Origin of the sequence: Pseudomonas sp. TH06, assembly GCF_016651305.1 — a bacterium.
Lineage (GTDB): Bacteria > Pseudomonadota > Gammaproteobacteria > Pseudomonadales > Pseudomonadaceae > Aquipseudomonas.
Genome location: NZ_JAEKEC010000001.1, coordinates 2,326,147 through 2,352,106, shown reverse-complemented (window position 1 = coordinate 2,352,106; position 25,960 = coordinate 2,326,147). Strand labels below are relative to the sequence as shown.

22 protein-coding genes are annotated in these 25,960 nt (G+C 59.1%); 9 read left to right on the top strand and 13 right to left on the bottom strand.

Features of this window, described 5'->3' with window-relative positions:
• Positions 1 to 28: 28 nt before the first annotated feature.
• From mrdA to JFT86_RS10555, 5 genes are all read right to left on the bottom strand, one after another.
• Positions 29 to 1,924 carry a penicillin-binding protein 2 gene (gene mrdA, locus JFT86_RS10575; protein ID WP_201236672.1) on the bottom strand — a complete coding sequence of 632 codons (1,896 nt, stop codon included), beginning with the start codon at positions 1,922 to 1,924 and terminating at the stop codon, positions 29 to 31.
• A gap of 10 nt (positions 1,925 to 1,934) precedes the next feature.
• The gene (gene rlmH, locus JFT86_RS10570; protein WP_003185785.1) at positions 1,935 to 2,402 is read right to left on the bottom strand and encodes a 23S rRNA (pseudouridine(1915)-N(3))-methyltransferase RlmH; all 468 of its coding nucleotides are present in this window, start codon (positions 2,400 to 2,402) and stop codon (positions 1,935 to 1,937) included.
• A 9-nt stretch (positions 2,403 to 2,411) separates the two neighbouring features.
• Positions 2,412 to 2,906, bottom strand: coding sequence for a ribosome silencing factor (gene rsfS / locus JFT86_RS10565; RefSeq protein ID WP_016986117.1), 495 nt, complete (start codon positions 2,904 to 2,906; stop codon positions 2,412 to 2,414).
• 72 nt (positions 2,907 to 2,978) lie between these two features.
• On the bottom strand, positions 2,979 to 3,668 hold the full coding sequence (gene nadD / locus JFT86_RS10560; protein ID WP_201236671.1) for a nicotinate-nucleotide adenylyltransferase: 690 nt from the start codon (positions 3,666 to 3,668) through the stop codon (positions 2,979 to 2,981).
• 1 nt (position 3,669) lies between these two features.
• Positions 3,670 to 4,941: a glutamate-5-semialdehyde dehydrogenase gene (locus JFT86_RS10555; RefSeq protein ID WP_201236670.1), complete on the bottom strand. Its 1,272-nt coding sequence runs from the start codon at positions 4,939 to 4,941 to the stop codon at positions 3,670 to 3,672.
• 177 nt (positions 4,942 to 5,118) lie between these two features.
• Between JFT86_RS10555 and JFT86_RS10550 the strand changes: the two genes are divergently transcribed.
• The 6 genes from JFT86_RS10550 to JFT86_RS10525 all read left to right on the top strand — a co-directional run bounded on the left by JFT86_RS10550 (position 5,119) and on the right by JFT86_RS10525 (position 17,620).
• Positions 5,119 to 5,814: a DNA-3-methyladenine glycosylase gene (locus tag JFT86_RS10550; protein WP_201238582.1), complete on the top strand. Its 696-nt coding sequence runs from the start codon at positions 5,119 to 5,121 to the stop codon at positions 5,812 to 5,814.
• 113 nt (positions 5,815 to 5,927) lie between these two features.
• Positions 5,928 to 7,244, top strand: a complete 1,317-nt coding sequence (locus JFT86_RS10545; protein ID WP_201236669.1) for a bifunctional DedA family/phosphatase PAP2 family protein — start codon at positions 5,928 to 5,930, stop codon at positions 7,242 to 7,244.
• Between the two features lie 353 nt (positions 7,245 to 7,597).
• Entirely contained in the window at positions 7,598 to 9,643 is a 2,046-nt protein-coding gene (locus JFT86_RS10540) for a hypothetical protein (RefSeq protein WP_201231433.1), read from the top strand.
• Between the two features lie 178 nt (positions 9,644 to 9,821).
• Complete coding sequence (locus JFT86_RS10535; RefSeq protein WP_201231434.1) at positions 9,822 to 13,313, top strand: calcium-binding protein; 3,492 nt, start codon at positions 9,822 to 9,824, stop codon at positions 13,311 to 13,313.
• Positions 13,314 to 13,693: 380 nt separating this feature from the next.
• The gene (locus tag JFT86_RS10530) at positions 13,694 to 15,484 is read left to right on the top strand and encodes a hypothetical protein (protein ID WP_201231435.1); all 1,791 of its coding nucleotides are present in this window, start codon (positions 13,694 to 13,696) and stop codon (positions 15,482 to 15,484) included.
• A 177-nt stretch (positions 15,485 to 15,661) separates the two neighbouring features.
• The gene (locus JFT86_RS10525) at positions 15,662 to 17,620 is read left to right on the top strand and encodes a hypothetical protein (RefSeq protein ID WP_201236668.1); all 1,959 of its coding nucleotides are present in this window, start codon (positions 15,662 to 15,664) and stop codon (positions 17,618 to 17,620) included.
• A gap of 63 nt (positions 17,621 to 17,683) precedes the next feature.
• On the opposite strand, the gene JFT86_RS10520 is transcribed toward JFT86_RS10525, so the two are convergent.
• From JFT86_RS10520 to JFT86_RS10500, 5 genes are all read right to left on the bottom strand, one after another.
• Positions 17,684 to 18,262 (bottom strand): hypothetical protein, encoded by a 579-nt coding sequence (locus tag JFT86_RS10520; RefSeq protein WP_201236667.1) that lies wholly within the window; start codon positions 18,260 to 18,262, stop codon positions 17,684 to 17,686.
• Between the two features lie 73 nt (positions 18,263 to 18,335).
• Positions 18,336 to 18,566: a hypothetical protein gene (locus tag JFT86_RS10515; RefSeq protein ID WP_201231439.1), complete on the bottom strand. Its 231-nt coding sequence runs from the start codon at positions 18,564 to 18,566 to the stop codon at positions 18,336 to 18,338.
• A 113-nt stretch (positions 18,567 to 18,679) separates the two neighbouring features.
• Entirely contained in the window at positions 18,680 to 19,270 is a 591-nt protein-coding gene (locus tag JFT86_RS10510) for an LON peptidase substrate-binding domain-containing protein (RefSeq protein WP_201236666.1), read from the bottom strand.
• A gap of 10 nt (positions 19,271 to 19,280) precedes the next feature.
• The gene (locus tag JFT86_RS10505; protein WP_103303700.1) at positions 19,281 to 19,997 is read right to left on the bottom strand and encodes an LrgB family protein; all 717 of its coding nucleotides are present in this window, start codon (positions 19,995 to 19,997) and stop codon (positions 19,281 to 19,283) included.
• Positions 19,997 to 20,359 (bottom strand): CidA/LrgA family protein, encoded by a 363-nt coding sequence (locus tag JFT86_RS10500; RefSeq protein ID WP_201236665.1) that lies wholly within the window; start codon positions 20,357 to 20,359, stop codon positions 19,997 to 19,999. The genes JFT86_RS10505 and JFT86_RS10500 overlap by 1 nt, the downstream gene beginning before the upstream one ends.
• Positions 20,360 to 20,539: 180 nt before the next feature.
• Here JFT86_RS10500 and JFT86_RS10495 point away from each other — a divergent pair, with 180 nt between their 5' ends.
• The 3 genes from JFT86_RS10495 to JFT86_RS10485 all read left to right on the top strand — a co-directional run bounded on the left by JFT86_RS10495 (position 20,540) and on the right by JFT86_RS10485 (position 23,502).
• A complete protein-coding gene (locus tag JFT86_RS10495) occupies positions 20,540 to 20,995 on the top strand; it encodes a MaoC family dehydratase (RefSeq protein ID WP_201236664.1) in 456 nt (151 codons plus the stop codon).
• 110 nt (positions 20,996 to 21,105) lie between these two features.
• On the top strand, positions 21,106 to 22,833 hold the full coding sequence (locus JFT86_RS10490; protein ID WP_201236663.1) for a C13 family peptidase: 1,728 nt from the start codon (positions 21,106 to 21,108) through the stop codon (positions 22,831 to 22,833).
• 27 nt (positions 22,834 to 22,860) lie between these two features.
• Positions 22,861 to 23,502 (top strand): oxidoreductase, encoded by a 642-nt coding sequence (locus tag JFT86_RS10485; RefSeq protein ID WP_201236662.1) that lies wholly within the window; start codon positions 22,861 to 22,863, stop codon positions 23,500 to 23,502.
• A gap of 114 nt (positions 23,503 to 23,616) precedes the next feature.
• Here JFT86_RS10485 and JFT86_RS10480 read toward each other — a convergent pair whose 3' ends face one another.
• Genes JFT86_RS10480 through mpl form a run of 3 tightly spaced genes read right to left on the bottom strand, consistent with a single transcriptional unit; the run spans position 23,617 to position 25,899 of the window.
• Complete coding sequence (locus JFT86_RS10480) at positions 23,617 to 23,913, bottom strand: YceK/YidQ family lipoprotein (protein WP_201236661.1); 297 nt, start codon at positions 23,911 to 23,913, stop codon at positions 23,617 to 23,619.
• Positions 23,906 to 24,553, bottom strand: a complete 648-nt coding sequence (gene ubiX, locus JFT86_RS10475) for a flavin prenyltransferase UbiX (protein WP_201236660.1) — start codon at positions 24,551 to 24,553, stop codon at positions 23,906 to 23,908. The genes JFT86_RS10480 and ubiX overlap by 8 nt, the downstream gene beginning before the upstream one ends.
• Positions 24,550 to 25,899, bottom strand: a complete 1,350-nt coding sequence (gene mpl, locus JFT86_RS10470) for a UDP-N-acetylmuramate:L-alanyl-gamma-D-glutamyl-meso-diaminopimelate ligase (RefSeq protein WP_201236659.1) — start codon at positions 25,897 to 25,899, stop codon at positions 24,550 to 24,552. Before mpl ends, ubiX begins: the two co-directional genes overlap by 4 nt.
• Between the last annotated feature and the right edge of the window lie 61 nt (positions 25,900 to 25,960).

Sequence of the window (25,960 nt, the reverse complement as noted above, 5' to 3'; positions counted from 1 at the left end):
ATCCTCACTGGAGAGCATGCGATCAAAGTTATTCATCACGGGCCGTAGCCTCCGCACTGATTGGGCTGGCGTATTCGGCCTTCAAACGTCCGTCCTGATCGAGCAGCCAGGCGTCCATGACCTGACGCACTACCGGCGCGGCAACGCCGGAGCCGGATTCACCGTTCTCGACCATCACCGACACGACAATTCGCGGGTCATCCGCCGGGGCGAAACCGACGAACAAGGCGTGGTCACGATGACGCTCCTGAACCTTGGAGCGGTCGTACTTCTCGCCCTGCTTGATCGCAACGACCTGCGCGGTACCCGACTTGCCGGCGATGCGGTATTGCGCGCCAATGGCCGCTTTGCGCGCGGTGCCGCGGGCACCGTGCATGACTTGCTGCATGCCGTGGTTGACCTTGGTCCAGTCCGACGGATCACGCAGGATAATGTCCGGCATCGGGTTTTCGTCCACCGGCTTCACCCCTTCGAGGGATTTGGCCAGATGCGGACGGTTCCACACACCTTTGTTGGCGACCAGCGCCGTGGCCTGGGCCAGTTGCAGCGGGGTCGATTGCATGTAGCCCTGGCCAATCCCGAGGATCAGGGTTTCGCCCGGGAACCAGGCCTGTTTGCGGGTCGCACGTTTCCATTCGCGGGACGGCATCAGGCCGGGGGATTCTTCGAACATGTCCAGCGAGACCTTCTGGCCGATACCGAATTTGTTCATGTAGGCCGACAACCGATCAATGCCCAGCTTGTGCGCCAGGTCATAGAAGTAGGTGTCGTTGGAACGCATGATCGCCGTGTCGAGGTCGACGAAGCCGTCACCCGTGCGGTTCCAGTTACGGTATTTGTGATCGTAGTTGGGCAGCATGTAGTAACCCGGGTCGAACACCCGGCTCGACGCCGTCACCACACCCGAATCGAGACCGGCGATTGCCACCGCCGGTTTGATCGTCGAACCCGGCGGGTACAGACCGCGCAGCACGCGGTTGAACAGTGGCCGGTCGATGGAATCACGCAGCTCGGCATACGCCTTGAAGCTGATTCCGGTGACGAACAGGTTCGGGTCGAAGCTCGGCTGACTGACCATGGCCAGCACCTCGCCGGTCTTCGGATCCAGCGCAACCACCGCACCACGACGCCCGCCGAGCGCGGCTTCGGCCGCCTCCTGCAATTTGATGTCGAGGCTGAGGACGATGTCCTTGCCGGGAATCGGATCGGTACGCTTGAGTACGCGCAAGACGCGGCCGCGGGCGTTGGTCTCGACTTCCTCGTAACCGACCTGACCGTGCAATTCCGGCTCGTAGAAACGCTCGATGCCGGTCTTGCCGATGTGATGGGTGCCGCTGTAGTTGACCGGATCGAGGCTTTTCAGCTCTTTCTCGTTGATCCGCCCCATGTAACCGACCGAGTGCGCAAAGTGCGCGCCCTGCGGATAGTGACGAACCAGCTGCGCGACCACTTCCACGCCGGGCAGACGGAACTGGTTCACCGCGATCCGGGCGATCTGCTCTTCGGTCAGTTCGAACAGGATTGGCACCGGCTCGAATGGCCGACGCCCCTGACGCATGCGTTTCTCGAAGATCACCCGGTCCTCGGGCGTCAATTCCAGCACTTCGACGATCACATCGAGCACTTGCTGCCAGTCGCCGGAGCGCTCGCGGGTCATGCTCAGGCTGAAGCTCGGACGGTTGTCCGCCACCACCACGCCGTTGCGGTCGAAAATCAGCCCCCGCGTCGGCGGAATCGGCTGCACATGGACGCGGTTGTTTTCCGACAGCGTCGAGTGGTACTCGTACTGGATCACCTGCAAGTAATACAGCCGCGCAATCAACACGCCGATCAGCAACACGATCGCAATGGCCCCGAACACGACGCGGCTACGCACCAGGCGTGCGTCCTTTTCGTGGTCCTTGATGCGGATCGGCTGAGACATGAGGGCAGGCTTACTTGTGGTAAGGGTGACCGGACAGCACAGTCCAGGCACGGTACAACTGTTCGCCGATCAGGATCCGCACCAACGGGTGCGGCAGCGTCAACGGTGACAATGACCAACGCTGATCTGCGCGGGCACAGACTTCCGGCGCCAGCCCTTCCGGACCACCGACCATGAAATTGACCGTGCGCGAATCCAGCCGCCAACGATCGAGTTCGACCGCAAGCTGCTCGGTGCTCCAGGGTTTGCCGTGGACTTCCAGCGTGACGATCCGCTCGTTCGGCCCGACCTTGGCCAGCATGGCTTCGCCTTCCTGGCGGATGAAACGGGCCACGTCGGCATTCTTGCCACGGGTATTGAGCGGTATTTCCACCAGTTCCAGCGCCAGCTCGGACGGAAGACGCTTGGCATATTCATGCCAGCCTTCTTCCACCCATTTGGGCATGCGTGAACCGACGGCGATCAGTCGCAGTCGCACAGCAATCCCTTACAGCTGGTCTTTGTTGAGCTTGGTGAAATGCTCGTGGGTGTTTTCCGGGCTGTGGTGCTTGGCGTCTGCCGCACGGCTTTGCTCGGCACCGGCCCACAGGCGCTCCAGGTCGTAGAACTGACGTGCCGAGGCAGTCATCATGTGCACGATCACCAGGTCGAGGTCGAGCAGTACCCAGTCGCTGTCGCCCTTGCCTTCTTCGCCCAGCGGCTTGGCGCCCTGCTTTTTGACTTCTTCGCGGACCTTGTCGAGCATCGCGTTGATCTGGCGGTTGGAAGTACCGGTGGCGATGATCATGTAGTCAGTGATGCTTTGCTTGTCGCGAACATCGATGATCTGGATGTCTTGTGCCTTGACGTCTTCAAGGGCAGCTACGGCCAGCTTGACCAGTTCGTCGCCCTTCAGCGGCTCGTTGGTGTTGACCGGTTCTGGCAGCGGGGCGCTCTTGAATGTGCCTTTGCGCTTTACTTTGGTTTGGTCTTTGTCAGTCATATAAAACTCGTTTTGCTCATATATTCGGCGGCTTGGCGATACGTGGATTCGTATCAGTGAAGCACGCCTTGCTCAGTTCGACGCACGGTACAGACCGTGCGCATCGATGTAGGCCAGGACCGCGTCGGGCACCAGGAAACGTACCGACTTACCGCTGGCCAGCAGTTGACGGATCTGGGTGGCGGAGACCGCGAGCGGTGTCTGCCAGACGAATGCAATCTGTCCGCTCGGCCCTTTCAGGGCCAGCGGGTCGCTCACCGAACGCGCTGCCAGCAGGTTGCGCAAGGCATCCGGCGGCTCGCTGTCGGCGTCCGGGCGCTGTAGCACCAGGATATGGCAATGCTGGAGCAACTCTTCCCAGCGGTGCCAAGTGGGCAGGCCGCAAAATGCGTCCCAGCCCAAAAGCAGAAAAACCTGGGTCTCGGCGGGCATTTCGGCACGCATCAACTCCAGGGTATCAATGGTGTAAGACGGTTTGTCCCGCTGCAATTCGCGGGCGTCCACCACCAGCGGCGGCACTCCGGCCACCGCGCACTCGACCATCGCCAGCCGATCCTGCGCCGACACCTGCGGTGTATCGCGATGCGGCGGCCGCGCACTGGGCGTCAGGCGCAACTCATCAAGCGCCAGCGCTTCGGCGACTTCCAGCCCACCGCGCAAATGGCCGATGTGCACCGGGTCGAACGTTCCGCCCAGCACGCCGATGCGTCGGGGGCGAGACTCGTTGCCGGTTTGCGGCGCTGTCAGGTCGAGGTCGGTCAAGTCAGACCGACGCCTGGCCGCGCAACTGGCCATCGCCGACCACGATGTACTTCTCGCAGGTCAGTCCTTCGAGGCCCACCGGGCCGCGGGCGTGCAGCTTATCAGTAGAAATGCCGATCTCGGCACCCAATCCGTATTCAAATCCATCGGCGAAGCAGGTCGGGGTGTTGATCATCACCGACGCCGAGTCGACTTCGGCCACGAACTGGCGGGTGTCGGCGAGGTTTTCGCTGACGATCGAGTCGGTGTGGTGCGAGCCGTAATGGTTGATATGTTCGATTGCCTGGTCCAGACCGTCGACCACGCGGATCGACAGGATCGGCGCCAGATACTCGGTGCTCCAGTCGTCTTCACTGGCCGCTACGGCCTCGATGATCGCCCGGGTGCGCTCGCAACCACGCAGCTCAACGCCTTTTTCGCGGAACTGGGCAGCCATCGACGGCAGGAAATCCCTGGCAACACTTTGATCGACCAGCAACGTCTCCATCGCCCCGCAAATACCGTAGCGATAGGTCTTGGCGTTGAACGCAATGCGCTGGGCTTTCGGCAGATCGGCGTGGGCACTGACGTAAACGTGGCAGATGCCGTCCAGATGCTTGATCACCGGCACGCGGGCATCGCGGCTGATGCGCTCGATCAGGCCACGGCCACCGCGCGGCACGATCACATCGACGTATTCGGGCATGGTGATCATTGCGCCAACAGCAGCGCGGTCAGTGGTTTCGACCACTTGCACGACGGCGGCGGGCAGTTCGGCCTCGGCCAGGCCGCGCTGAATGCAGGCGGCAATGGCACGATTGGAGTGAATCGCTTCGGAACCACCGCGCAGGATGGTCGCGTTGCCGGACTTCAGGCACAGGCTGGCGGCGTCGATGGTCACGTTGGGCCGGGATTCGTAGATGATCCCGATCACACCCAGCGGCACGCGCATCTTGCCGACCTGAATCCCCGACGGGCGGAAACTCATGTCACGGATTGCACCGACCGGATCCGGCAACGCAGCCACCTGACGCAAACCGACGATCATGCCGTCGATACGCGCCGGGGTCAGTTCCAGACGCTCCAGCAATGCCGGCTCCAGACCATTGGCACGACCGGCGGCCAGATCCTGTTCATTGGCTGCAGCCAGCTCGGCGCGGGCAGCGTCCAACGCATTGGCAGCGGCCTGCAAGGCGCGGTTTTTCTGCGCGGTGCTGGCACGGCCGATGACCCGGGAGGCTTCGCGGGCGGCGCGACCCAATCGGGTCATGTAGTCAAGAACGGACTCAGTCATGGTCTGCTGGGATCTTGGCAAAGAGGAAAGCGGCAGATTATAGCTGTCGCGTCCCGGGACTAACAGCGGTGACGGGCGGATGGTCGAAATGGATTGCGAATTGCCGATGTTCAGCCGTGATTAAGACTCGAATTGTTATCATCACGACCTTCTCAGCCTGGATAAACCTTGCCTGCCATGTCCAACCTGACCGTTCGCACCAGCACCGAGCGCCTGCCACTGGGCCTTCCGGACGCTTTTTTCGACCGTGATGCCCAAGTGCTGGCGCAGGATCTGCTCGGCAAAATCATCCGCCACCGGGTCGGCAATCTGTGGCTGAGCGCTCGAATCATCGAAACCGAAGCCTATTACTGCGCAGAAAAAGGCAGTCATGCCTCCCTCGGCTACACAGAAAAACGTAAAGCTTTGTTTCTGGATGGCGGCCACATCTATATGTATTACGCCCGTGGCGGCGATTCGCTGAACTTCAGCGCGCAAGGGCCGGGCAATGCGGTGCTGATCAAATCGGCTTATCCGTGGGTCGATGAAATCAGCGGCCCGGCGAGTCTGGCGCAGATGTTATTGAACAATCCGGATGCACAGGGTCGTCCGCGCCCGTCGCAGAAACTCTGCGCCGGCCAGACATTGCTGTGCAAGGCCCTGGGCTTGAAGGTGCCGGTGTGGGACGCCAAGCGTTTCGACCATGAAGTGTTGCTGGTGGAAGATGCCGGCCCCGCACCCTCGCACATCATTCAAACCACGCGTCTGGGCATTCCTCACGGTCGTGACGAGCACTTGCTGTACCGCTTCGTCGATGCGGCATATGCGCAATGGTGCACGCGGAACCCGCTGCGCCGGGGTCAGGTCGAAGGCCAGGATTATTTCCTGCTGTAAACACAACCCGTGTAGGAGCTGCCGCAGGCTGCGATCTTTTGATCTTCAAAAGCAAGGACCGCAGCCTGCGGCAGCGTCTACAGGAGTGAAATCTATGAAATGGAGTTGTTTGTATGGGCCCATGGCTCGATAGCGTGACCGGGTGGCTGGCGGCCAACCCACAGTGGCTGGCCGCGGCAGTGTTCATTGTGGCCTTTGTCGAATGCCTGGCGATTGCCGGGTTGATCGTGCCCGGCACCGTGTTGCTGTTTGCCGTGGCGGTGCTGGCCGGCAGCGGCGCCTTGTCGTTGAGCGAAACCCTGCTGCTGGGTTTTCTCGGCGGCATCCTCGGTGATCTGGTGTCGTACTTCCTCGGTCGACACTTCCACCAGAACATCCGCAGACTGCCCGGCCTGCGCCATCATCCGGAATGGATGGCCGGCGCCGAGACCTATTTCCAGCGCTACGGCATCGCCAGCCTGCTGGTCGGACGCTTCATCGGCCCGCTGCGGCCGATGCTGCCAATGGTCGCCGGGATGTGCGACATGCCTTTCCCGCGCTTCGCTGCCGTCAGCCTGCTGGCCGCCGCCGGCTGGAGCCTGGCCTATCTGTTGCCGGGCTGGGCCACTGGCGCGGCCTTCCGCCTGCCATTGCCGGAAGGTTTCTGGCTTGAGGCGGGCATCGTCGCCGCCAGCATTGCCGTCATGGTCGGCCTCAGTGTGAACAGCAGTCTGCGCCGCCACCGCCGCGCGACGATCTGGATCAGCAGCATGAGCCTGCTGATTCTGATCGGCCTGTTCATCGGCTATCCGTACCTGACTGCACTGGATCAAGGCGTGATGACCCTGGTGCAGGAGCATCGCCAACCGGTGCTGGATGAAATCGCGGTCACGCTGACGCTGATCGGCGAGTTCCGCAACATGTTGCTGTTCAGCATCTTGCTGACCGGCCTGTTGCTCGTGTGCCGGCAGTGGCGTCAGGCCATTTTCGCTGGCAGCACCCTCCTCGTCACCGCACTGGCCAACACTGCCACCAAACAGTTTTTCGCCCGGGTCCGCCCGGAAGTGCTGACCGATCCGATCACCAGTTACAGCATGCCCAGCGGCCATGCCTCCGGCTCGTTCGCGCTGTTCCTGACCCTGGCTGTGCTTGCCGGGCGCGGACAACCGCCACGCATGCGCCTGACGTGGCTGTTGATCGGCTGCATACCGGCCATGGCGATTGCGCTGTCGCGCGTCTATCTCGGCGCCCACTGGCCGACAGACATTCTCGCCGGCGCCATGCTCGCCGCATGCGTGTGCGCGGCAAGCCTGTGGCTGAACCAGCGCCAATCGCCGCTCAATGCCATGCCGTTCAAGGTCTGGTGGCTGATCCTGCCGGCCATGGTGGCGTTGTTCGGCTTTTTCGTCCTGCGTCATTTGCCTCATACGCTATTGCGCTACGCCTACTAATCGCAACACATCTTTACGCAACTCCCCTACCCACTCTCCGAGGACTTTTCCGACGAGAGTGAGGCCAACTTCTTATTCCCTCCCCAGAATTTTCCCAGTCAACTTCCTACAAGCCTTGGTTTTATCGAAAATAAAAAACTGAAGTTACACATTCAAGATAAAAGCCTCGCACTTCTCCTCTCACACTCCGTACAAAATCATTTAGATTAAGCCCCGCGCTCACCCCGATTCCGACAAGGCAAATCACTCTTGCAGATTTGGCTTTGTACTTGACCGCACGTCAAATAAACACCCTCCCGAAACATACCAAATAACAGCCAACTTAATACAAGTTCAATTACCACGGAGTTTCAATGAGCCCAAAGATACCCAGAAAGCCACCCGCCACAACTCCGAACAAGACCGAAAACAACTCACCTACGACTCGACAACCCGGCATCAACCCGGCGCCTTCATCGCCTTTCGCAAGGCCGGTCGACACCTGGCCCCACAATATCGCCACTGAAATTCCCCTGCCCCACTCAAGCAGGGAGACCCCGCGCATGCCAGCAGTGGTCATCAGCGAATTGCCAGGCAGCCGCATTACCGCGCAGGCAGCAGACAATCCGTTTAACCAATACTGGCTTAGGCCCGACTTCCTCCGTGGTCTGCAAGATGCCGATGCAGCGGGTTTTCGCTTTGTTGTCGGACGCCGATTCGTCGACATCGAGCACGAAGGCGCACTGCATACGGCGCACGTCGAATTCGATGCAACACTCGGCACCTGTCAGGTCAAGCTGCTGACGGAGCGCGATGCATCCGGCCCACTGCTGGTAAAAAACCCCGGACGGCCGACCTGGCGCCTCGCCAGCCAAACCAATGAGAACCCCGTCGTCAGCCCAGAACCCCACACGACAAAAAGACCGGGCCCGGCCGCAGACGCGCAAACCGACAGCGCGGCCAAACAGCCCCGCGTCTCCAAACCCCACATCATTCTCAACCAGAGCCGCTACAGGGCATCGGCACACTCGCCCGACGGGCAAGGTTATTACCACCTTGAGCCGGCATTGGGTTCAGTGGAGACCGGCACGCGCTTTGCCTTTATGGATCGCTACGGTAACTGGATCCAGGTCGACCCACCGAGCGCTGGTTTCAGCGCACAGCCCACGCACCTCAAACACTGGACCGACCAGGAAATCTGGGAGGTGTACGACATTCAAGGCGCCGACATCGGGCGGTTCCGGGTAGAAGCACAAACACTCGGCAAGCCTCCGCTGTGGGCAGAAGTCAATGTCACGGCAAACCCGGCCGCTGACCTGCTTCGCGACAGCTTGCGCTGGCTGCATCCGGCGCTCAGCCCGGACGCACGCGAAGCGTTGTTGCAGTCCTATAACCTGTTGCCGAGCCAATTGCTGCGTTTGCGCATGGAGATGAAAACCGAACTGCAAATTCCGCAGTGGGCCGAAACGCACAAGCAACTGACGGCAGACTTCAGTAATCCGCAGAATCTCACCCGGTTGAGCCTGGACCTGAGCAACGAACTCAATCTCAAACGCGGCGCCCGGCATGACTGGTATCACCCGGAAACCAGCCTGACCACGCCACTGCGTGAAGCGTTACTCGCCAGGTTGGGCTATCGGCGCAACAAGCATGACTGCCTGTATCGAACCGACGTACCGGCCCTGTTCAGGGGCGACGATCGCACCCCGTTCGAACTGGCGAATGACGATGCGATGCTTCCCCGTTATGCCCACAAACCGGGCGCGGCGACCCTCAAACCGATCAGCGCCACCTTCAGCCTGAAGGAAGGCCTGATGTATGCCAGCGCACCAGATCCCGAATATCTCCAGTACAACTCTCAGACCAACAAGTATCCCGGTAGAAGCGCCGGCGAGGCGGCGTCGGACAGCAGTTCGAGTGACTCCAGTGACAGTGACAGCAGCTCATCTTCCAGTTGGTCGGACACCGACGATCCAGTCTCTCTGGATAACGAACGCAACTACGTGACGATCCGCGAACGGCAGACCGAGATGTTCATTTATGCGCTGGACACCCGCACCCTGGAAGTCGTGCCGCATGAAGAGAACCACATGTTCAATTCCGCAGCCCGCGAGCAGCCGCAGACCTGGTTTCCCGACGACGACTATGAAGGCTTGATCTCGGTCAGCCGGGCAGGACTGCCAGCGGAGCGGATCTGGTTGTTGAACTCAACCCTGACCAAAGGCGCAAAAGTCCAGGACATTACCGAACAGGCCGGAAACCGTGCCGAATCTATTGAAGCGGCCACCCATGCGGGACGAACCAATAAATACGAATACGACCAGTTGATTGATGAAGTCGCGGCGAGTGGCAAGCCGATATTGTTGTTGTCCGGAAATAAAAATGAATATGCCGATGACATTGTCTGGCCTGAAACATAAGCCACGACAAACACATAGCTATAAAACCATCAACTCGTAACGAGTTTCCTGACAGTAACTACTAGAAACACCAATAACCATGACTGCAACTCTCGAATGACTCTACGGGAGCCCTTTCGTTCGCCCACCGGTATGGAAACCGGCGCCGCATCGCGGCGTTTTATAAAGGATTGAAACAATGGCAAAACTTATTCAACCCGCTGTCGAACTGGTAACTTTTCGCACACTGCAGATATCGGACATCGACTCTTCGGCCAATACCCACGCACCACCGGCCGGGCACCTGCAGTTACCTGCCGTCCTGCCTGAGCCGACAGCCAGGCCTGACAAGTCTCCGGCACCGACGCTCAAGTCCCTCGACAAACGCTATGGACCACTGCGCATCGGCGAATTCACCGTGTCCCGGGTCGAGCTTGAGGTTCTCGGGGCGAAAATCAACGGGCAACACCTCAGCCCTGACAACCTCAATCTGAAAGTGGCCGATCAGGGCTTTCTCGACAGCATGAGTTTTGACCCGGCCAAAGTCGTGGCGCGCATCGTCGCCACGGACGTCGCCGCGAGCGAGACCGTGGCAACGCTGATGTTCGAGATTTCCACACTGCGCTCTGTCGATGCGCCAGCACTGATGGTCAGCGCCGAGCCTGTCACGCCCGGCAGCCAGGTCGATCGCTTGAACAAGCTGAGCAATGCCGCGCAGAAAATCGATATCCATCGTGTCAACACTCTGGACCACTTGCCTTCCTGGGTGCACACGGGCAAAACCTACCTTACCAGCGGCGCCGGCGTCGGTTTGCAGGCTTATGGCATCTACAGCGGTTATATGGGGTTGGTAGAAGCCATCAAGGTCGGGGACTGGGGCGAAGCGGCGTTTAACGGTGGTGCGATAGGGGCTGAACTCGGCTCCTTGATCATCGAGCGTGGTTTAACCAAAACCGGTGAAGCGATGCTTGAAAGTGGCTCTAAGGTGTTCGGTCGTTTTCCCGCTACCTCGGTGGGTAAATATATGGCACGCGGGGCCGGGTTATTCGCCAGCGTGATCACATTGCCGTTTGACGTCTTCAGCGCCATCAAATCGTTCAACGCAGCCGCCGCCACCTCCGGCAAGGAAAGTCAGGATCACTACGTCGCCGGCAGTTTGTCCGTAGCCGGTGCGGGCATCAGTATTGCCCTGGGCCTGGCTGCACTGAAAGGGTTTGGCGCCGTCGCCGGCCCCCTCGGTATCGCGGCCGCTGTCGTCCTTATTCTCACAGCGGAAATCTACCGGGCGGCCAGGGTGGTCGACGACATCGATGACTACATCGAATTGACCGCCCACGAACGCTTGCGCTCCGGCTGGTTCGCCTTCACCCGCCAAGAGCTGGATGAAGACATCATGGACCGCTTCAAAATCGCGCAGTTCTCCGTTCACTACGCCAAACAACTACAGGGCTCGACCGAGCAACTGCTTGAAGGCGCCTACAAGAATTACGTGGAACATGTCGTCAACGGTAACTACCGAGTGGTGCTCGAACCGGTGAAAGTCTGGCGTTACCAGTGGGACGAAACGCTCGGCGAACAACCCTATAAAGCAGACAAATTGCCCACCGTCATTAGCGCCGATGACCGCATCGACGCCCGCGACGGGCTGCCCGCCGACCTCAGAGGCGTGATCACCGGCACACCTGGGGACGACAAGGCGATTTTGTGGCGGCTGGGTGGCGGCGATGATCAGGTCGTCGGCGTACAGGCCCGGCCGAATATTTTCAGCTATGCCGAAGGCGAGAAAGTGCTGACCGGTGGCGACAAGAATGATGTGTTCTATTTCGAGGCCACCCGACAGGAGTTCGATCGGACCGAAAAACCGGCAAAAGGCAGCGTCCTCGACGCGGGTGCAGGCAACGACACGCTGACCTTCGAAGGCTCGCGCCCGACCAGCGACACCCGTCATGTGGGTTACGACGTGAACTTGCAGACCGGCAAGATCGCGCTGCGCAGTCAGGATGCCACCGTCGCGGCGGTCGAAGTCGCGCAAATCAAATCCATCGAAAACCTCTCGACCCTGCGCAATGGCTCGAATCGAATCACCGGTAGCGACGGCGCTGATCAAATCTCGGCCAACGGCAACGACCACGTCGCGGCTGGCGCCGGTGACGATACGATCATCATTCGCGGCACCGACTGTCGGGTGGGTGGCGGGCCCGGCATTGATCGTTACTACATCGCCAACACCGCAGCCCGCCCCGTGATCATCGAAGACGGTACAGAAACGAGCATCATCGAGTTCGGCTGGCCACTGGCGCGGATTCAACGCTGGCAGGTCATTGGCACGTCGCTGGTCGTCACTTCTCTAAAGGGCGTGGACGGCGAAGAGCCCGACCATGTGTTGACCGTCGAAGGTGTTTATCAACAGATCGACGATAAACGCGTAGTGAAAAACAGCCGGCTGCTGTTCAAGACCCAGGACCGTTACGAACTGGAACCGGTTCTGGCGCTGCAACTCACGGATGCCCTGGCGCATGACGTCGAGTGCCGCGTGCTGGTCATCGGTGAACGTCCACCGGCGCCACACATCGCCAACAGCGGCACGGTGGACATCTTTACTCACCCGGCCACGCATCACTTTGTTTCGCGCAACGGTTCACGCCTGAATATTTTCGCCCCTGCCAACGCGCCCGAAGCCGCTCGAACCCTTCATCTGGACTACGACGCGACCGACATTCTCGACGTCAGGGTCAGCTACGACGTATCCGTCAGCAGCAATGCGGCGGGCGTCCGCTATTTGCAGTACGAACAATTCAACCTGTGGCTGCTTCTGCCGTCGAAGACGCTAAATTTCACCGGCGTGATAAAGGCCAAAAAAGACCGCGATGGTCAGACTGGCTTCAACAACATCAAGACCACCTTCGTGCAAGTCAGGCACCCGATCGTCTTGATCATGCGTGATGGCACCTCGTACAACATCGCCGCGCCACGCGTGCCTTACCGTGAAGACGCCGACGCCCCGGGCAGCAAAACCCTGACCGCCCGCGAATGCCTGCAGCCAAGGCAAGGCAAATACCCGTTCGTCCGACCTGGCCCCATCAAACCGGTGCAACTGGGCAGCAAACCCCAGGCCATCGACTTTCCGCCGCCACCACACAATGGCACTTACGTTTTGCACGGTCAGGCCTCTTCCTACGATGTCTATCCGGTCAGCAACAGCACGTTCAGCCTGTCCACTCCTGGGGCCATTGCGCAAACGTCCGACGCGTCGTCATGGACCATCTTCACCACGAAAATGACTGAAACGATTACCCGCGACGATATCCGGCTGGACGCCCGCCATCTGCAAATCGGCAGTGCGGTCATTCAACTGCCAAGTGTCGATCATGCAGGTCCGGTGGAATCGATCAGCGTGGCGACGTCGTCCGGCAACATCTATTCGGTCGAGTTGCTGTTTGAAGTGCTGCAACTCTATGTGATCGACGCGCGTGGCTACGCAGACGTCGACGCGTTGCTGGCCGATATTCGTCGGCAACGGGAAAAGAACGAGCTGGCGACGAAAATAACCGTCAAGAACATCGGCTTTACCCCGCGCATGGCCGGGACGGTTTACTACGACTCGGTGGACAACTATTGGAGCATCGATAGCGATCCAGCCTTGCGTATCGAGGAGCAGGACCTGTTTATCGAGGCGAGCCAAAACGCCTGACGCTTTACCCGATGATTTCTGCCCGGTTCGCCCTTTGCGTCGAGCCGGGTTTACCGGAGCCCGCCGACGGATCGGCGAGCCATTAAACATGGAGTGCAAATTTTATGCGGCAAAAACCTCGACCACGCTCGCCCCAGGGGTCTGACCTGCCAGGCAGTTCCACCAAACGATCAGGTCATGACGACATAACTTTAGAATACCTCAGGGATTTCGAGAGACGGCTGCTGGGATTTGATTCCCCAAACCCTGGGGACCTGCCGTCGTACACGCCGTTCACCGGGCCGTCCCCTGCTGATCTGCAAACAACACCTTTCGTGACCGTGCACGATTTGCCGACAACCAGTCACTCGACCACCCGCACGCCCGGTCCAGGATCATTGATGGATTACACATTCTCCCCGTCCTTGTTGGATAGGAAGACGATAGAAACTAACGCGCTCGGGGTAAAAAGCTACGGCGGCACTCCGTTCGTGGATCTGGAAATCAACGGTAAAACACATCATGCATTCGTCATGTTTGACCAAAGCATCAATATGTGGCGAGTGAAGAAGCGGTCGGAACTAGAGCCGGGCCCGGTGATTTACCGTTCCATCAAAAACAACCTGTGGAAGGAAGGCCGCCATCTGACCTTTCTGGACAGCCATCAGATCATTCAGGACGGCGAAAGCCATATAGTTTCCGAATCCGCGAGTGCCAACGGATTCCACGAAGTACGCAATCTCGGCTCCGACAGCGACGCGCCCATTGTCGCCCATGCCTACAGAGACCATAACCATCGCTGGGTGGAAGTTGACCTGTCCCAACCCCGAGACACCATCCCGCCACCGGTAAAACTGGCGAATTGGTCAGATGGCGATCTGCGGCAAACGTACAACCTGACCGACGCCCAACTGTTGGACTTCCGTGCCGAGGCGGATGCATCCGGCAAACCGCCGTCCTGGGCCACGCGCGCCCAGCACGATCAGGATCTCGTGCAAGTGACAGACTCGTTGAGGTGGGTCCACCCGACAATGTCCCTCAAAGAGCGTCGCAAACTACTGCGCAGCTACAACCTGACGGCGTCGCAATTGAAGCGCCTGCGCACGGACCTCGAAAGCTACCAGATGCCCGCATGGGCCGAAGAGCATAAACGCATGACAATGAACAAGGACGATGATCAGCGCTTCAAACTGATCGCCGAAGAACTTGAACATCACGTGCAGAAGCTGAGGACCCAAGGTAGCAAATTCGCCCACGGTGAACCGATGTCTCGCTATAGCGAAGAATTTCTTGCCGACTACACGGCCCGCCTCGGCTACCTGCGCAACAAGTACGGCGCGCTTTACCGTACCGATATTCCGGCCATGTTCAGAGGCGAGACTCGAACGCCGTTCGAGCTGTCCAGGGACAGGCGCATGATCCATCGCAAGGGCAACCCGAGCGGCACGACCACCCATCGCGCATTCAGCGCGACCTTCGGCCTGAAAAACGCCACAAGTTACGCTGCATCAAATGGTGGTTACTTTCACGAGCTGCACTACAACTCGCAGGCCAACCTTTACCCCGGCATCAATCCGGACACGGGGGTAAGAAGAAGGCCTTCGGGCGGTGAATCCACCTTCGACGACAATGTCTCGCAAGACGGCGACAGGTCAGATGGCTACGACTCCGATGCCAGTAGCGTTTCCCGTGGAGAACGTGAAGGTAACGAATCCGACTCTGACAGTTCGTTCGTCTTTGATGACACGCAAAACTACACCTCCATGCGCCGCAAGCAGACCACCTCGTTTGTTTATGCCATTGACACCCGTGGCGTAGAAGTCGTCCCGGGGCACGAGGAACTAGCCTTCAATAAAAAGAACAGATTCTGGTTCGACGAACTCGAAGGGCATATATCAATGCCGACTCGGGGCGTGAGTGCTGAAAGAATCTGGCTGGTGCGATCGGACCTCAGACGGGCAGCTCGAGTGGACGACATTTACGCAATGGCGGAGACCAACGACAGGCTCGAATATTACGAGGAGAGCATTTGGGAGGGGACCGACTTCGACAACTACCACCGAAGATCCCTCTGCGACGGACTCATCGACGAAATCGCCAGTTCTGGCGGCGTAGTGCTTGAACTGCCGAAAGGCGAACTCACCTTCGCCGACGACATCGTCTGGCCGGTGCCTGAGCACTACCGGACCTGACGACATTACCTAGCCGACAAGGCTCGCGCCGGCCTCTGATCATCGAGCCGGCAACTAACCATTGATCATTGCACGACCTGCTTAATGTGAAACGCCCGATGTGATGTCCATCACCACATCGGGAAACTTCAGTCAGCCATTGGATCGGCTGACTTATCGACATGGAGTCCCACCTTTATGCGCAACAAACCGAAAGTCCCTCGATTAACGCCTGAAGTCGATACCTCCACGCCTTCGACATCCCGCCCCGTCACACCTGACACCGGGCTGGAACACCTGGATTTCAATCTGCCCGGTCGCATCAGGCCCGGGGGGTCAACCCCGCTCCCATCAGAAGGCGGACTGGAAAGTTCGTCAGGAAGGACAGTGCACACCGAGCCTGCCGTGACGGTATCGGTCACGCCGCTATCGGACGCCACCGCGGTGGTGCATACCGCCCCGGTTTCGCCACTGCAACCCTACGTACAAAAACCCGGACGCGAGTTATCCGCGCCCGATACAGCCGGACTGAAATCCTACAAAGGCAGGCAATTCGCCGAAGTGGCCGGCGATCATGCAGAAAGCGGCACGCAGACAGTGATGGTGATGTTCGATGACGCCATGAAAGCCTGGCGGGCAAAGCTGCCTTCCGAACGCAATCCCTCCGGGCCACCGCTTTATCGAATCGCCAACGGCAACACCTGGAGCCTGAAAAAGCCGGTTGAGTATTACGATCACCTCGACTACTCCATCCATCATTTACCGGATAGCCAAGGCTACTACGGCGTTTCCAGGCGCAACTATTTCGAAGCCAATGGATGGTTACCCACTGACCTTTTGGCGCTCAGAGATTCTCGCAGCGGCAATTGGGTCAAGGCCGTTCGGTCCCACGCGCCAGCAGACTCATCTGCCACACCGCTTGCGCACTGGACCGATGGCGAAATCTGGAGTGCCTACCGCCTGCACGGCGCCGAAGCTCAAGTCTTTCGCACCGAAGCGCAAGCCCTTGGCAGGGCGCCTGACTGGGCCACCCGTTTCGACGAACCGGATGTCTCCCGGTATTTGGCTGACTCATTGAAATGGCTCCATCCACAGAAATCGCTGAGCGAGCGCTCGGACCTCCTGCGCAGCTACAACTTGACGGCGGCCCAGCAGACTCGTTTGCGGCAAGATCTGCAAAACGGACCGTTCCCCGAATGGGCCGAACAGCACAAGCAATTGACCCAGAGTAATGACGAGCAACGGTTCAAGCTAATTGCCGAAGAACTGGATCCATACATTCTCAGATTGAGAAATGAAGGTGAACAGTTCAACGACTCATTACCCGACGTTGATAAACGCTATGACCGTCAGTTTCTGCAAAGCTATCTGGAGCATGCAGGTTACAAGCGCAATGTGCGCGACTCGCTGTATCGGACTGACATCCCGGGGATGTTTCGTGCTGATCTGCGTACGCCTTTCGAACTGGCTCGCGACAAACGACTGATAAAACTGCGTGGCAACCCCTCTGACTCGACCACCAAACGGGCCTTGAGCGCGACATTTGGCCTTGCCAATGCCTTGTCCTACATGAGTTTTGATTACTACTCCAACCCTCGGCATTACAACACCCAGGCCAATCGCTATCCGGGACACTTCAGTGACAGCGATGCGTCAGGCGGAGGTCGACACAGCACCGACGGGGAATCTGATACATCGTTTGAAATGGACGACTCGCGCGACTATCCATTGCTGCGACGCGAACAAAAACTGGGGTTCCTGTATGTCATCGACACCCGCGGCGTCGAGGTCGTACCCCGGGTGGAAAACATTTATCTGATCAACACGGATTTTGACGGGGATACACTCGAAGGCCGGATATCAATGCCTACGCGGGGCATCAGCGCCGAAAGGATCTGGCTGGTGCACTCGGACTTGAAGCGGGCTGCCCGGGTTGAAGACATCTTTCGGCAAGCAGGCGAAGACGCCGAGGAAATCGAGAAAGCAACGTGGACAGGCGCCGACGCACGCTCTGTAGAACTCGTTGGCTACACCCCTTACGACGCACTGATCAATCGAGTTGCAAATGCTGGCGGGGAGATACTCAATTTACCGAAAGGTAACAATACATTTGCCAACGACATTGCGTGGCCCGTTCCCGAGCACTACAGAACCTGATTCGCAAAATAATTTGAACGTGTGAAACACGCCATTCATTGCACAAATGAATGGCGTGTTTCATCAAGCCTCAACCGGGAGCTTATCAATAAGCTTGAACACAAAAACTACCGGTTTATTGTTATAAGCAATATGCCCCGTCACATTCGGATCCACACTTTTGAAAATATCCATTCTATTAACGGTGTCGCGATACAGCGGTTTTTTATTCGACTCGCTCGCCAGCCCGATATAAGTCGGGCCGCTTTCAAGATCACTCAGTCTGGCTCGCATCACTGCGCTCTTGCTGATTGAAAAAAACTCACTTTGTTCGTTCTGACTGACCAGTAGATTGTGCGTATTACTCTCTATGATCAATCGTGCGCCATCATTCATACCGCGCAGCACAACATTGATCGCATAGCTGTCGCCCTGTGGCGTGAATTTCAGCAGCAGCGGTTTGTCATCCTCATGGTCGGCGAGGGTAATAAAACTCGATTCGCGCAGGTCCGCCAGTGCTACTTCAACATCGAGCTTCTCACTTTGGGTTATCCGCGAGTCGCGTAAACGCTGCTTCAGGCGTTGCTGATTAAGCACCACTGGCAGCCCGTTGACATAAAGATTTGCGGTAAATGCAATGTTGTCTCTTTTATTCGTAGACATAAAACCACCTCCACGCAGAAGTCTTGCCGCTTATCCATCCGCAGCAACTGATCCTTCTGCATGACAAGAAAATTCAGGCCGCAGCCATCGGAGCGACAGACTCTACCGTGGCGGAAACACGAGGAATATCGTTGGCAGGAATTTTGGCGGCCTTGCGTTTACGACGCTCGATGACCATCAAATCGGCGTAGACCGCCGCCGCTTCAATAACGTGATTAACGTTATGATCGCTACCGGCATGTTTCAAAATATACTTACCGGCAATATCGTCCCAGAAGCCCCACTCATCTTCATAAACAGTCATGACTTATCCTTATTATTAACCAGGTCACCCGCGTCCTGCGGGCAACTTGAAATTAAGTCAAAGGAAAAGCCAAAACAATGCTGGCAAGTAACGGGAGTTGATTCAAAGTAAAACTAGGCGAACAGTTCACCCTGCAATTCATCGAGCAATGCTTGTATTGCATCCAGGCGTTGCTGAGGGTCGTCGAGTTGCAGCAGGTCGATCTTGTCTTCCTCGGCGAAGGGCAACAGATAAGCCAATTGGTTTGCCAGCGATTGCTGACCAACCGCTTCGGTGCCCATGTTCAACGCTTCGACCATCGGGTGCTCCGCCAGCGCCTTGAGCAACGCCACCAGGTCGGCGTCTTCATCCTGCAACGGTTGCTCGGGTTCGTCGTCCAGCCACTCGACGTCGGCGAGAATCAACTGGTCGCGTTGCACTTCAGTGCGCAACACGTGGAAGCGACGGCCGCCCTGCACGCGAATCCCCAGCAGACCGTTGTCCTGCTGCTGAAAGTCAGTGATGCGCGCCTCGCACCCGACCAGGGCAAAGCCTTGCGGCGCGACGCCGACTTCATGGCCATCGAGGATGCACACCACGCCAAAGCCACCGCCCTGTTTCATGCAGCGACCGATCATGTCCAGATAGCGCGCTTCGAAGATCTGCAAGTCGAGGTTGCAGCCGGGAAACAGCACTGTGTTCAGCGGGAAAAGCGGCAGACTCATAGACATTTCCTTACACCACCATCGACACCGCCAACGGCAGGAACACCGCCGTGGCCACGCCCATCAGACTCATCGCCAGTGCCGCGAAGGCGCCGCACTCCTCACTTTCCTGCATCGCCACCGCCGTGCCGACCGCGTGCGCGGTCATGCCCAGCGCCATGCCGCGCGCCTCGGGGCTGTGTACGCCGAGACGGTTAAGCAGCGCCGGGCCGAAGATCGCGCCGATCACTCCAGTGATCAGCACGAACACCGCCGCCAGCGCCGCGACGCCACCGATCTGCTCGGCCACCAGCATCGCAATCGGTGACGTCACGGACTTCGGCGCCATGGTCATCAGGATCATGTGCTCGGCACCGAACCACCAGCCCAGCGCCACGCCCATGCCCGTGGCGACCACCCCGCCTATCACCAGCGTAGTAAAAATCGGCCAGAACAATTGGCGGATGCGCCGCAGGTTGAGATAAAGCGGCACTGCCAGCGCGACCGTCGCCGGCCCCAGCAGAATGCTGAGAATCTCGGTGCTCTTGCGGTACTCGGCATAGGTCAGGCCGCAGCCGACAAGAACACCGATCACCAACAGCATGGAGACCAGCACCGGTTGCAGAAAGATCCAACGGGTTTTCTCGAACGCCGCCAGCACCAGTTGATAAGCACCGAGGGTGATACCGATGCCGAACAGTGGATGGTGAATCACCGACGCCCAGGCGCCGTGCCAATCGAAGAGCATCAGGACTCCTCCGAATGCCGTGCGTGACGCTTGACCAGGCGCTGCATCAGCACCCCGGCGAAGGCCATCGACAGGATCAGCGACACCACCAGTGCACCGACAATCGCCCAGAAATCGGCGGCAATGTCCGCGGCATACACCATCACACCCACCGCGGGCGGCACCAGCAGCAGCGGCAGATAACGCAGCAAACTGCTGGCGGCAAGGTTCAGCGGCTCGCCGACTTCACCGCGAATGATCAGGAATATCAGCAGCAACAGCAGGCCAATGATCGGCCCCGGCAGCACCGGCAACAGCAAATGATTGAGTGCCGTGCCGAGCAATTGGAACAGCACCAGCAGGGTCAGGCCACGTAACAACATCTGACATCTCCGACAGAAAGCGCCCGGCATTATAAGCACGCCTGCGCTATGGATCGGCATTCGCCAAAAGCATGGTCGGTTGACCTGAGCAAATCGCCATGATGATCTACAGTGGTTCGCAGGGCGGTCAAATCCCCCACCTGAAAAACTATAAAACCGATGAACCCAAGGAGAGTCTCAATGCCCTATGTTCCAGTTGCAGAGCTCAAAGATTATGTCGGCAAGGAACTCGGACGTTCCGAATGGCTCACCATCGATCAGGAACGCATCAACCTGTTCGCCGAAGCCACCGGTGATTATCAGTTCATTCACGTCGACCCGGTCAAAGCCGCGCAAACGCCATTCGGCAGCACCATTGCCCACGGTTTCCTGTCGTTGTCGCTGATGCCGAAATTGATGGAAGACATCCTCGTGCTGCCGCAAGGCGTGAAGATGGTGGTCAATTACGGCCTGGACAGCGTGCGTTTCATTCAGCCGGTGAAGGTCAATTCCAAAGTTCGCCTGAAGGTCGATCTGGGCGAAGTGACCGAGAAAAAACCTGGCCAGTGGCTGCTCAAAGCCACCGCGACACTGGAGATAGAAGGCTCGGACAAACCGGCCTATATCGCCGAACCGCTGTCGCTCTGCTTCGTTTAAGCGCCGGGATGCGAAACAGCGCACGCTGTTTCGCATCCGCTTCCTTCCGGCGGCTGTATAAGGTCACATAGCTGCGGCATACTCGGTCGCCTAATTGCCCGGATCCCGCTATGCGCCCACTCGCTTCTCTTGCTCCCCTTGCCTTGACCCTGATGCTTGCCGCTTGCGGCGACGGCGAATCGCTGTTGCCGCCGGATGCGCGCCTGCCGGACGGCGGACGCTATCGTGGCGAATTGGTCGATGGCTTGCTGCAGGGTCAGGGGCGTGTCGATTACCCCAATGGCAGTTGGTATGCCGGGCAGTTCGACAAGGGCCAGTGGCACGGTCAGGGCGAATGGCACGGCAGCAACGGCGAGGTCTATCGCGGCCAGTTCCAGCAAGGGCTTTTCGACGGTCAAGGCAGCCTGACGACCAACGCCAGCAGTTACACCGGCGGGTTCAAACTCGGTCGACGGGATGGCGAAGGCACCCTCAAGGAAAACGCCATGACCTATCGTGGCGAGTTCAAGGCCGATCAATATTCCGGGCTTGGCCGTCTGGAAATGGATGACGGCAGCTCCTATCAAGGCCAGTTTGCCCACGGTAAACCAAATGGCGAGGGCCAGCGTGGCGACGCCAGCGGCAACTCGTTCACCGGCCACTTCGTCAACGGTCAGCTGGAGGGCAATGGCACGTTCAACAGCGCCGACGGCGACATCTATGTCGGCGGCTTCAAGAACAATCAATTGCACGGCAAGGGCCGCTACGAAAACGCTGACGGCGACGTCTGGCTCGGCCAGTTCAAGGAAGGCGCGCTGACCGGCAAGGGCGAATTGATCGGCGCCGACGGCAGCCATTACATCGGCTCGTTCAGCGACTGGCGCTTCAGCGGCCAGGGGCGTTTGAACCTGCCCGACGGCAGTTTCTACATCGGCGGCTTCGACAACGACAGCTACACCGGACGTGGCACCCTGGTGCTGACCGATGGCAGCGTGATGAGCGGCACCTGGATCAACGGCCAGCGCGTGCGCGATGCCGATGGCAAGTTGCTTCCCGACACCCTCGAACTCGGCCTGCTCGCTCAGGGCCGTTTGCTCGACGACGCGCTGGCCGCCATCCCGGCCTCGACGCCTGCGGTCGAGTTGTACACCCTGACCCTCGGTGGCGACGGCAAGCAGAGCGTGTTTCTGCGCGAGTCCGATTACGTCGCCAACATGCTCAGCACGCGTTTCGGCGCCTATGGCCAGATCCGTCTGGTCAACCACCGCGACCACCTCGGCGATCGGCCGATGGCCACCCGTGAAAACCTGCGCCGCGCCGCGCAAACCCTGGCCGAGCGCAGCGGCCCGGAAGATTTGCTGTTCATCTACCTGACCAGCCACGGCACTGCCGAACACGAACTGGTGCTCGACCAGCCGCGCATGGAACTGGCCGACCTCCCCGCCGATGAACTCGCCGCCGTACTCGCGCCGCTGAAAAATCGCGACAAGATCATCGTGATTTCCTCGTGCTATTCCGGCGGTTTCATCCCGGCCCTCAAAGACGAGCGCACGCTGATCATGACCGCCTCGCGGGCCGATCGTGTGTCCTTCGGCTGTTCCGAAGAGGCCAACTTCACCTACTTCGGCGATGCGCTGTTCGCCCAGGCGCTGAACCAGACCGACGATCTCGAACAAGCGTTCAAACTGGCCAAGGCCACCGTCGCCGAGCGTGAACTGGCGGACAATTTCGAAGCCTCGGAGCCGCAAATCTGGGCGCCGAAAACCGTGCTGTCGCACTGGCAGTTGCTGCGTAAACAGCAAGCCAGAAAAGCGTTGCAAAGTGCTGCATTGAACGACGGAGCGACAAACAGCAACTAAGCTGAACAGTATCAAGGGAGAGACACCATGTACTTGACGCCTCAGCACGTATTGCTTGCCGGAGCCACCGGATTGACCGGTGAACATCTACTCGACCGTTTGCTCAATGAGCCAACGATTACTCGCGTGCTCGCCCCTTCGCGTCGGCCATTGGCCGAACATCCTCATCTGGAAAACCCGGTCGGCGATCCGCAGGTTTTTCTGCCGCAGCTCAGCGGCCGCGTCGACATCGCTTACTGCTGCCTCGGCACGACCATCAAGCAGGCGGGCTCGGAACAGGCGTTCCGTGCGGTCGATCTGGACATGGTCGTGGCCTTCGCCAAGCGTGCGCGGGAGATGGGCGCGCGACATCTGATCGTGATCAGTGCGATTGGCGCCGATCCTAAATCGTCGGTTTTCTACAACCGCGTCAAGGGTGAAATGGAAGAAGCCCTACGTGCGCAGGACTGGCCGCAGTTGACCATTTGCCGGCCATCGCTGTTGTTGGGTGAACGCACTGAGCCACGTCTGGCCGAACAGCTGGCCGGGCCGTTGTCGAAGCTGATTCCGGGTAAATACCGTGGCATCGAGGCGTGCCAACTGGCGCGAGCGATGTGGCGGCTGGCGCTGGAAGAGCAGGATGGGGTTCGGGTGATTGAGTCGGATGATCTGAGGAAGCTCGGCAAATAAGATCAAAAGATCGCAGCCTGCGGCAGCTCCTACAGGGGAATTGGTTATCGCCACGGATCCGTGACTGATATCAACCACCTGTAGGAGCTGCCGCAGGCGGCGATCTTTTGCTTTTTACAATCCGCCCGTCGCTTGAAAACTCACACCGAGCACGGTGAGCAAAGACAACGGCAAAAGCAGCGTATCGAGCAAAGCACTCGCCGGCAGATCCACCCCCGGATAGCTCGGTGCCTCAGCGCCAAACCGATCCATCGCGCAACACCCGCCACTCATTGCATACAAATCCAGCCGCGTCCCCGAATACACCACTGGCGCCCCAGGCTTGGCCGCATCAAGCGTTCGCGCGGTGGCGCAACCCGTCAGATGCAGCGACAGCACTATCACCAACAGAGACGCCAGCAGCTTATTCATCGCTGCTCAGATGATGCTCGCCCCAACGCGGCAGCATGTCCTGAGGAATACCCAGCAGATTGAGAATCCGTGCCACGACGAAATCGATCAGGTCATCGATGGTTTGCGGCTGGTGATAAAAACCCGGAGACGCAGGAAGAATGGTCACGCCCATGTTCGACAGCTTGAGCATGTGCTCCAGATGAATGCTCGAATACGGCGCTTCACGCGGCACCAGAATCAACTGGCGACGCTCCTTCAACGTCACGTCTGCCGCACGTTCGATCAGGTTGTTGCAGGCGCCCGTGGCAATCGCCGATAACGTGCCGGTCGAACACGGCACCACGACCATCGCGGCGGGAGCTCCAGAGCCCGAGGCCACCGGCGACATCCAGTCTTCCTTGCCGTAAACACGGATCTGCCCGGCGGCAGCCCCAGTGTATTCGGTGAGGAACGCCTGCATCGTCTGCGGCTTGGGCGGCAGCATGACGTCGGTCTCGGTGGCCATCACCAGTTGCGCTGCCTTGGAGATCAGGAAGTGCACCTCGCGATCTTCACGCACCAGACAATCGAGCAGGCGCAAACCGTACTGCGCGCCTGAAGCGCCGGTCATCGCCAGCGTGATGCGTTCCGGGCCGCTGCTCTCGAAACGAGTGTTCATTGCAACGCCTCGGCGAGTTTGCCGTGCAGGCCGCCGAAGCCGCCGTTGCTCATGATCACCACATGGGTGCCGGGCTGAGCCTGGCTCTTCACGCGTTCGATGATGCCTTCCAGCGAATCGCTGACAATCGACGGCACGCTGCACAGCGCAGCGGTCGCGCCCAGATCCCAGCCAAGATTGGCCGGCGCGTACCAGATCACCTGATCGGCATCGTTCACACTCTCCGGCAAACCGTCACGGTGCGCGCCGAGCTTCATCGAGTTGGAGCGCGGCTCGATGATCGCGATCAGCGGTGCATCGCCGATGCGTTTGCGCAGGCCGTCGAGCGTGGTGGCAATCGCCGTCGGGTGATGGGCGAAGTCGTCGTAAATGGTGATGCCGCGTACTTCGGCGACTTTTTCCATGCGGCGTTTGACGTTCTTGAACGCACTCAACCCGGCGATGCCCATCGACGGCACAACGCCGACATGACGCGCCGCCGCCAGCGCGGCCAAGGCGTTGGCGACGTTGTGCTGACCAGTCAGCTCCCACTCGACCGTGCCCTGGGACACACCTTCGAACATCACTTCGAACGCCGAGCCGTCGTCTTTGAGCAATTTGACCTGCCACTGACCGCCGACACCAGTGGTCTGAACCGGAGTCCAGCAGCCCATCTCGATCACACGCTGCAAGGCAGGCTCGGTGGTCGGGTGAATCACCAGGCCTTCGCTCGGGATCGTACGCACCAGATGATGGAATTGCCGCTCGATGGCCGGCAGATCCGGGAAGATGTCCGCGTGATCGAACTCAAGGTTGTTGAGGATCGCGGTGCGTGGGCGGTAGTGAACGAACTTCGAACGTTTGTCGAAGAACGCGCTGTCGTATTCGTCGGCTTCGATCACGAAGAACGGCGTACCGCCCAAACGTGCCGATACCGAGAAGTTCTGCGGCACGCCGCCGATCAGGAAGCCCGGGCTCATGCCGGCGTGTTCCAGCACCCAGGCGAGCATGCTGCTGGTGGTGGTTTTGCCGTGGGTGCCAGCGACAGCCAATACCCAGCGACCCTGCAGCACATGATCGGCCAGCCACTGTGGGCCGGAAACGTACGGCAGGCCTTTGTTCAGCACATATTCCACCGCCGGATTGCCGCGGGACATGGCGTTGCCGATCACCACCAGATCCGGCGCCGGATCGAGCTGGGCCGGGTCGTAGCCCTGAGTCAGCTGAATGCCTTGGGCCTCAAGCTGTGTGCTCATCGGCGGATAGACGTTGGCGTCGGAGCCGGTCACGTGATGGCCCAGTTCTTTGGCCAGAACGGCCATCGAGCCCATGAAAGTCCCGCAGATACCCAGAATATGAATGTGCATAGTCGACCTCGTAAAACATGGCCGCAGGTTAGCGTAGGGAGGGGGAAATCGCACTCTTTAG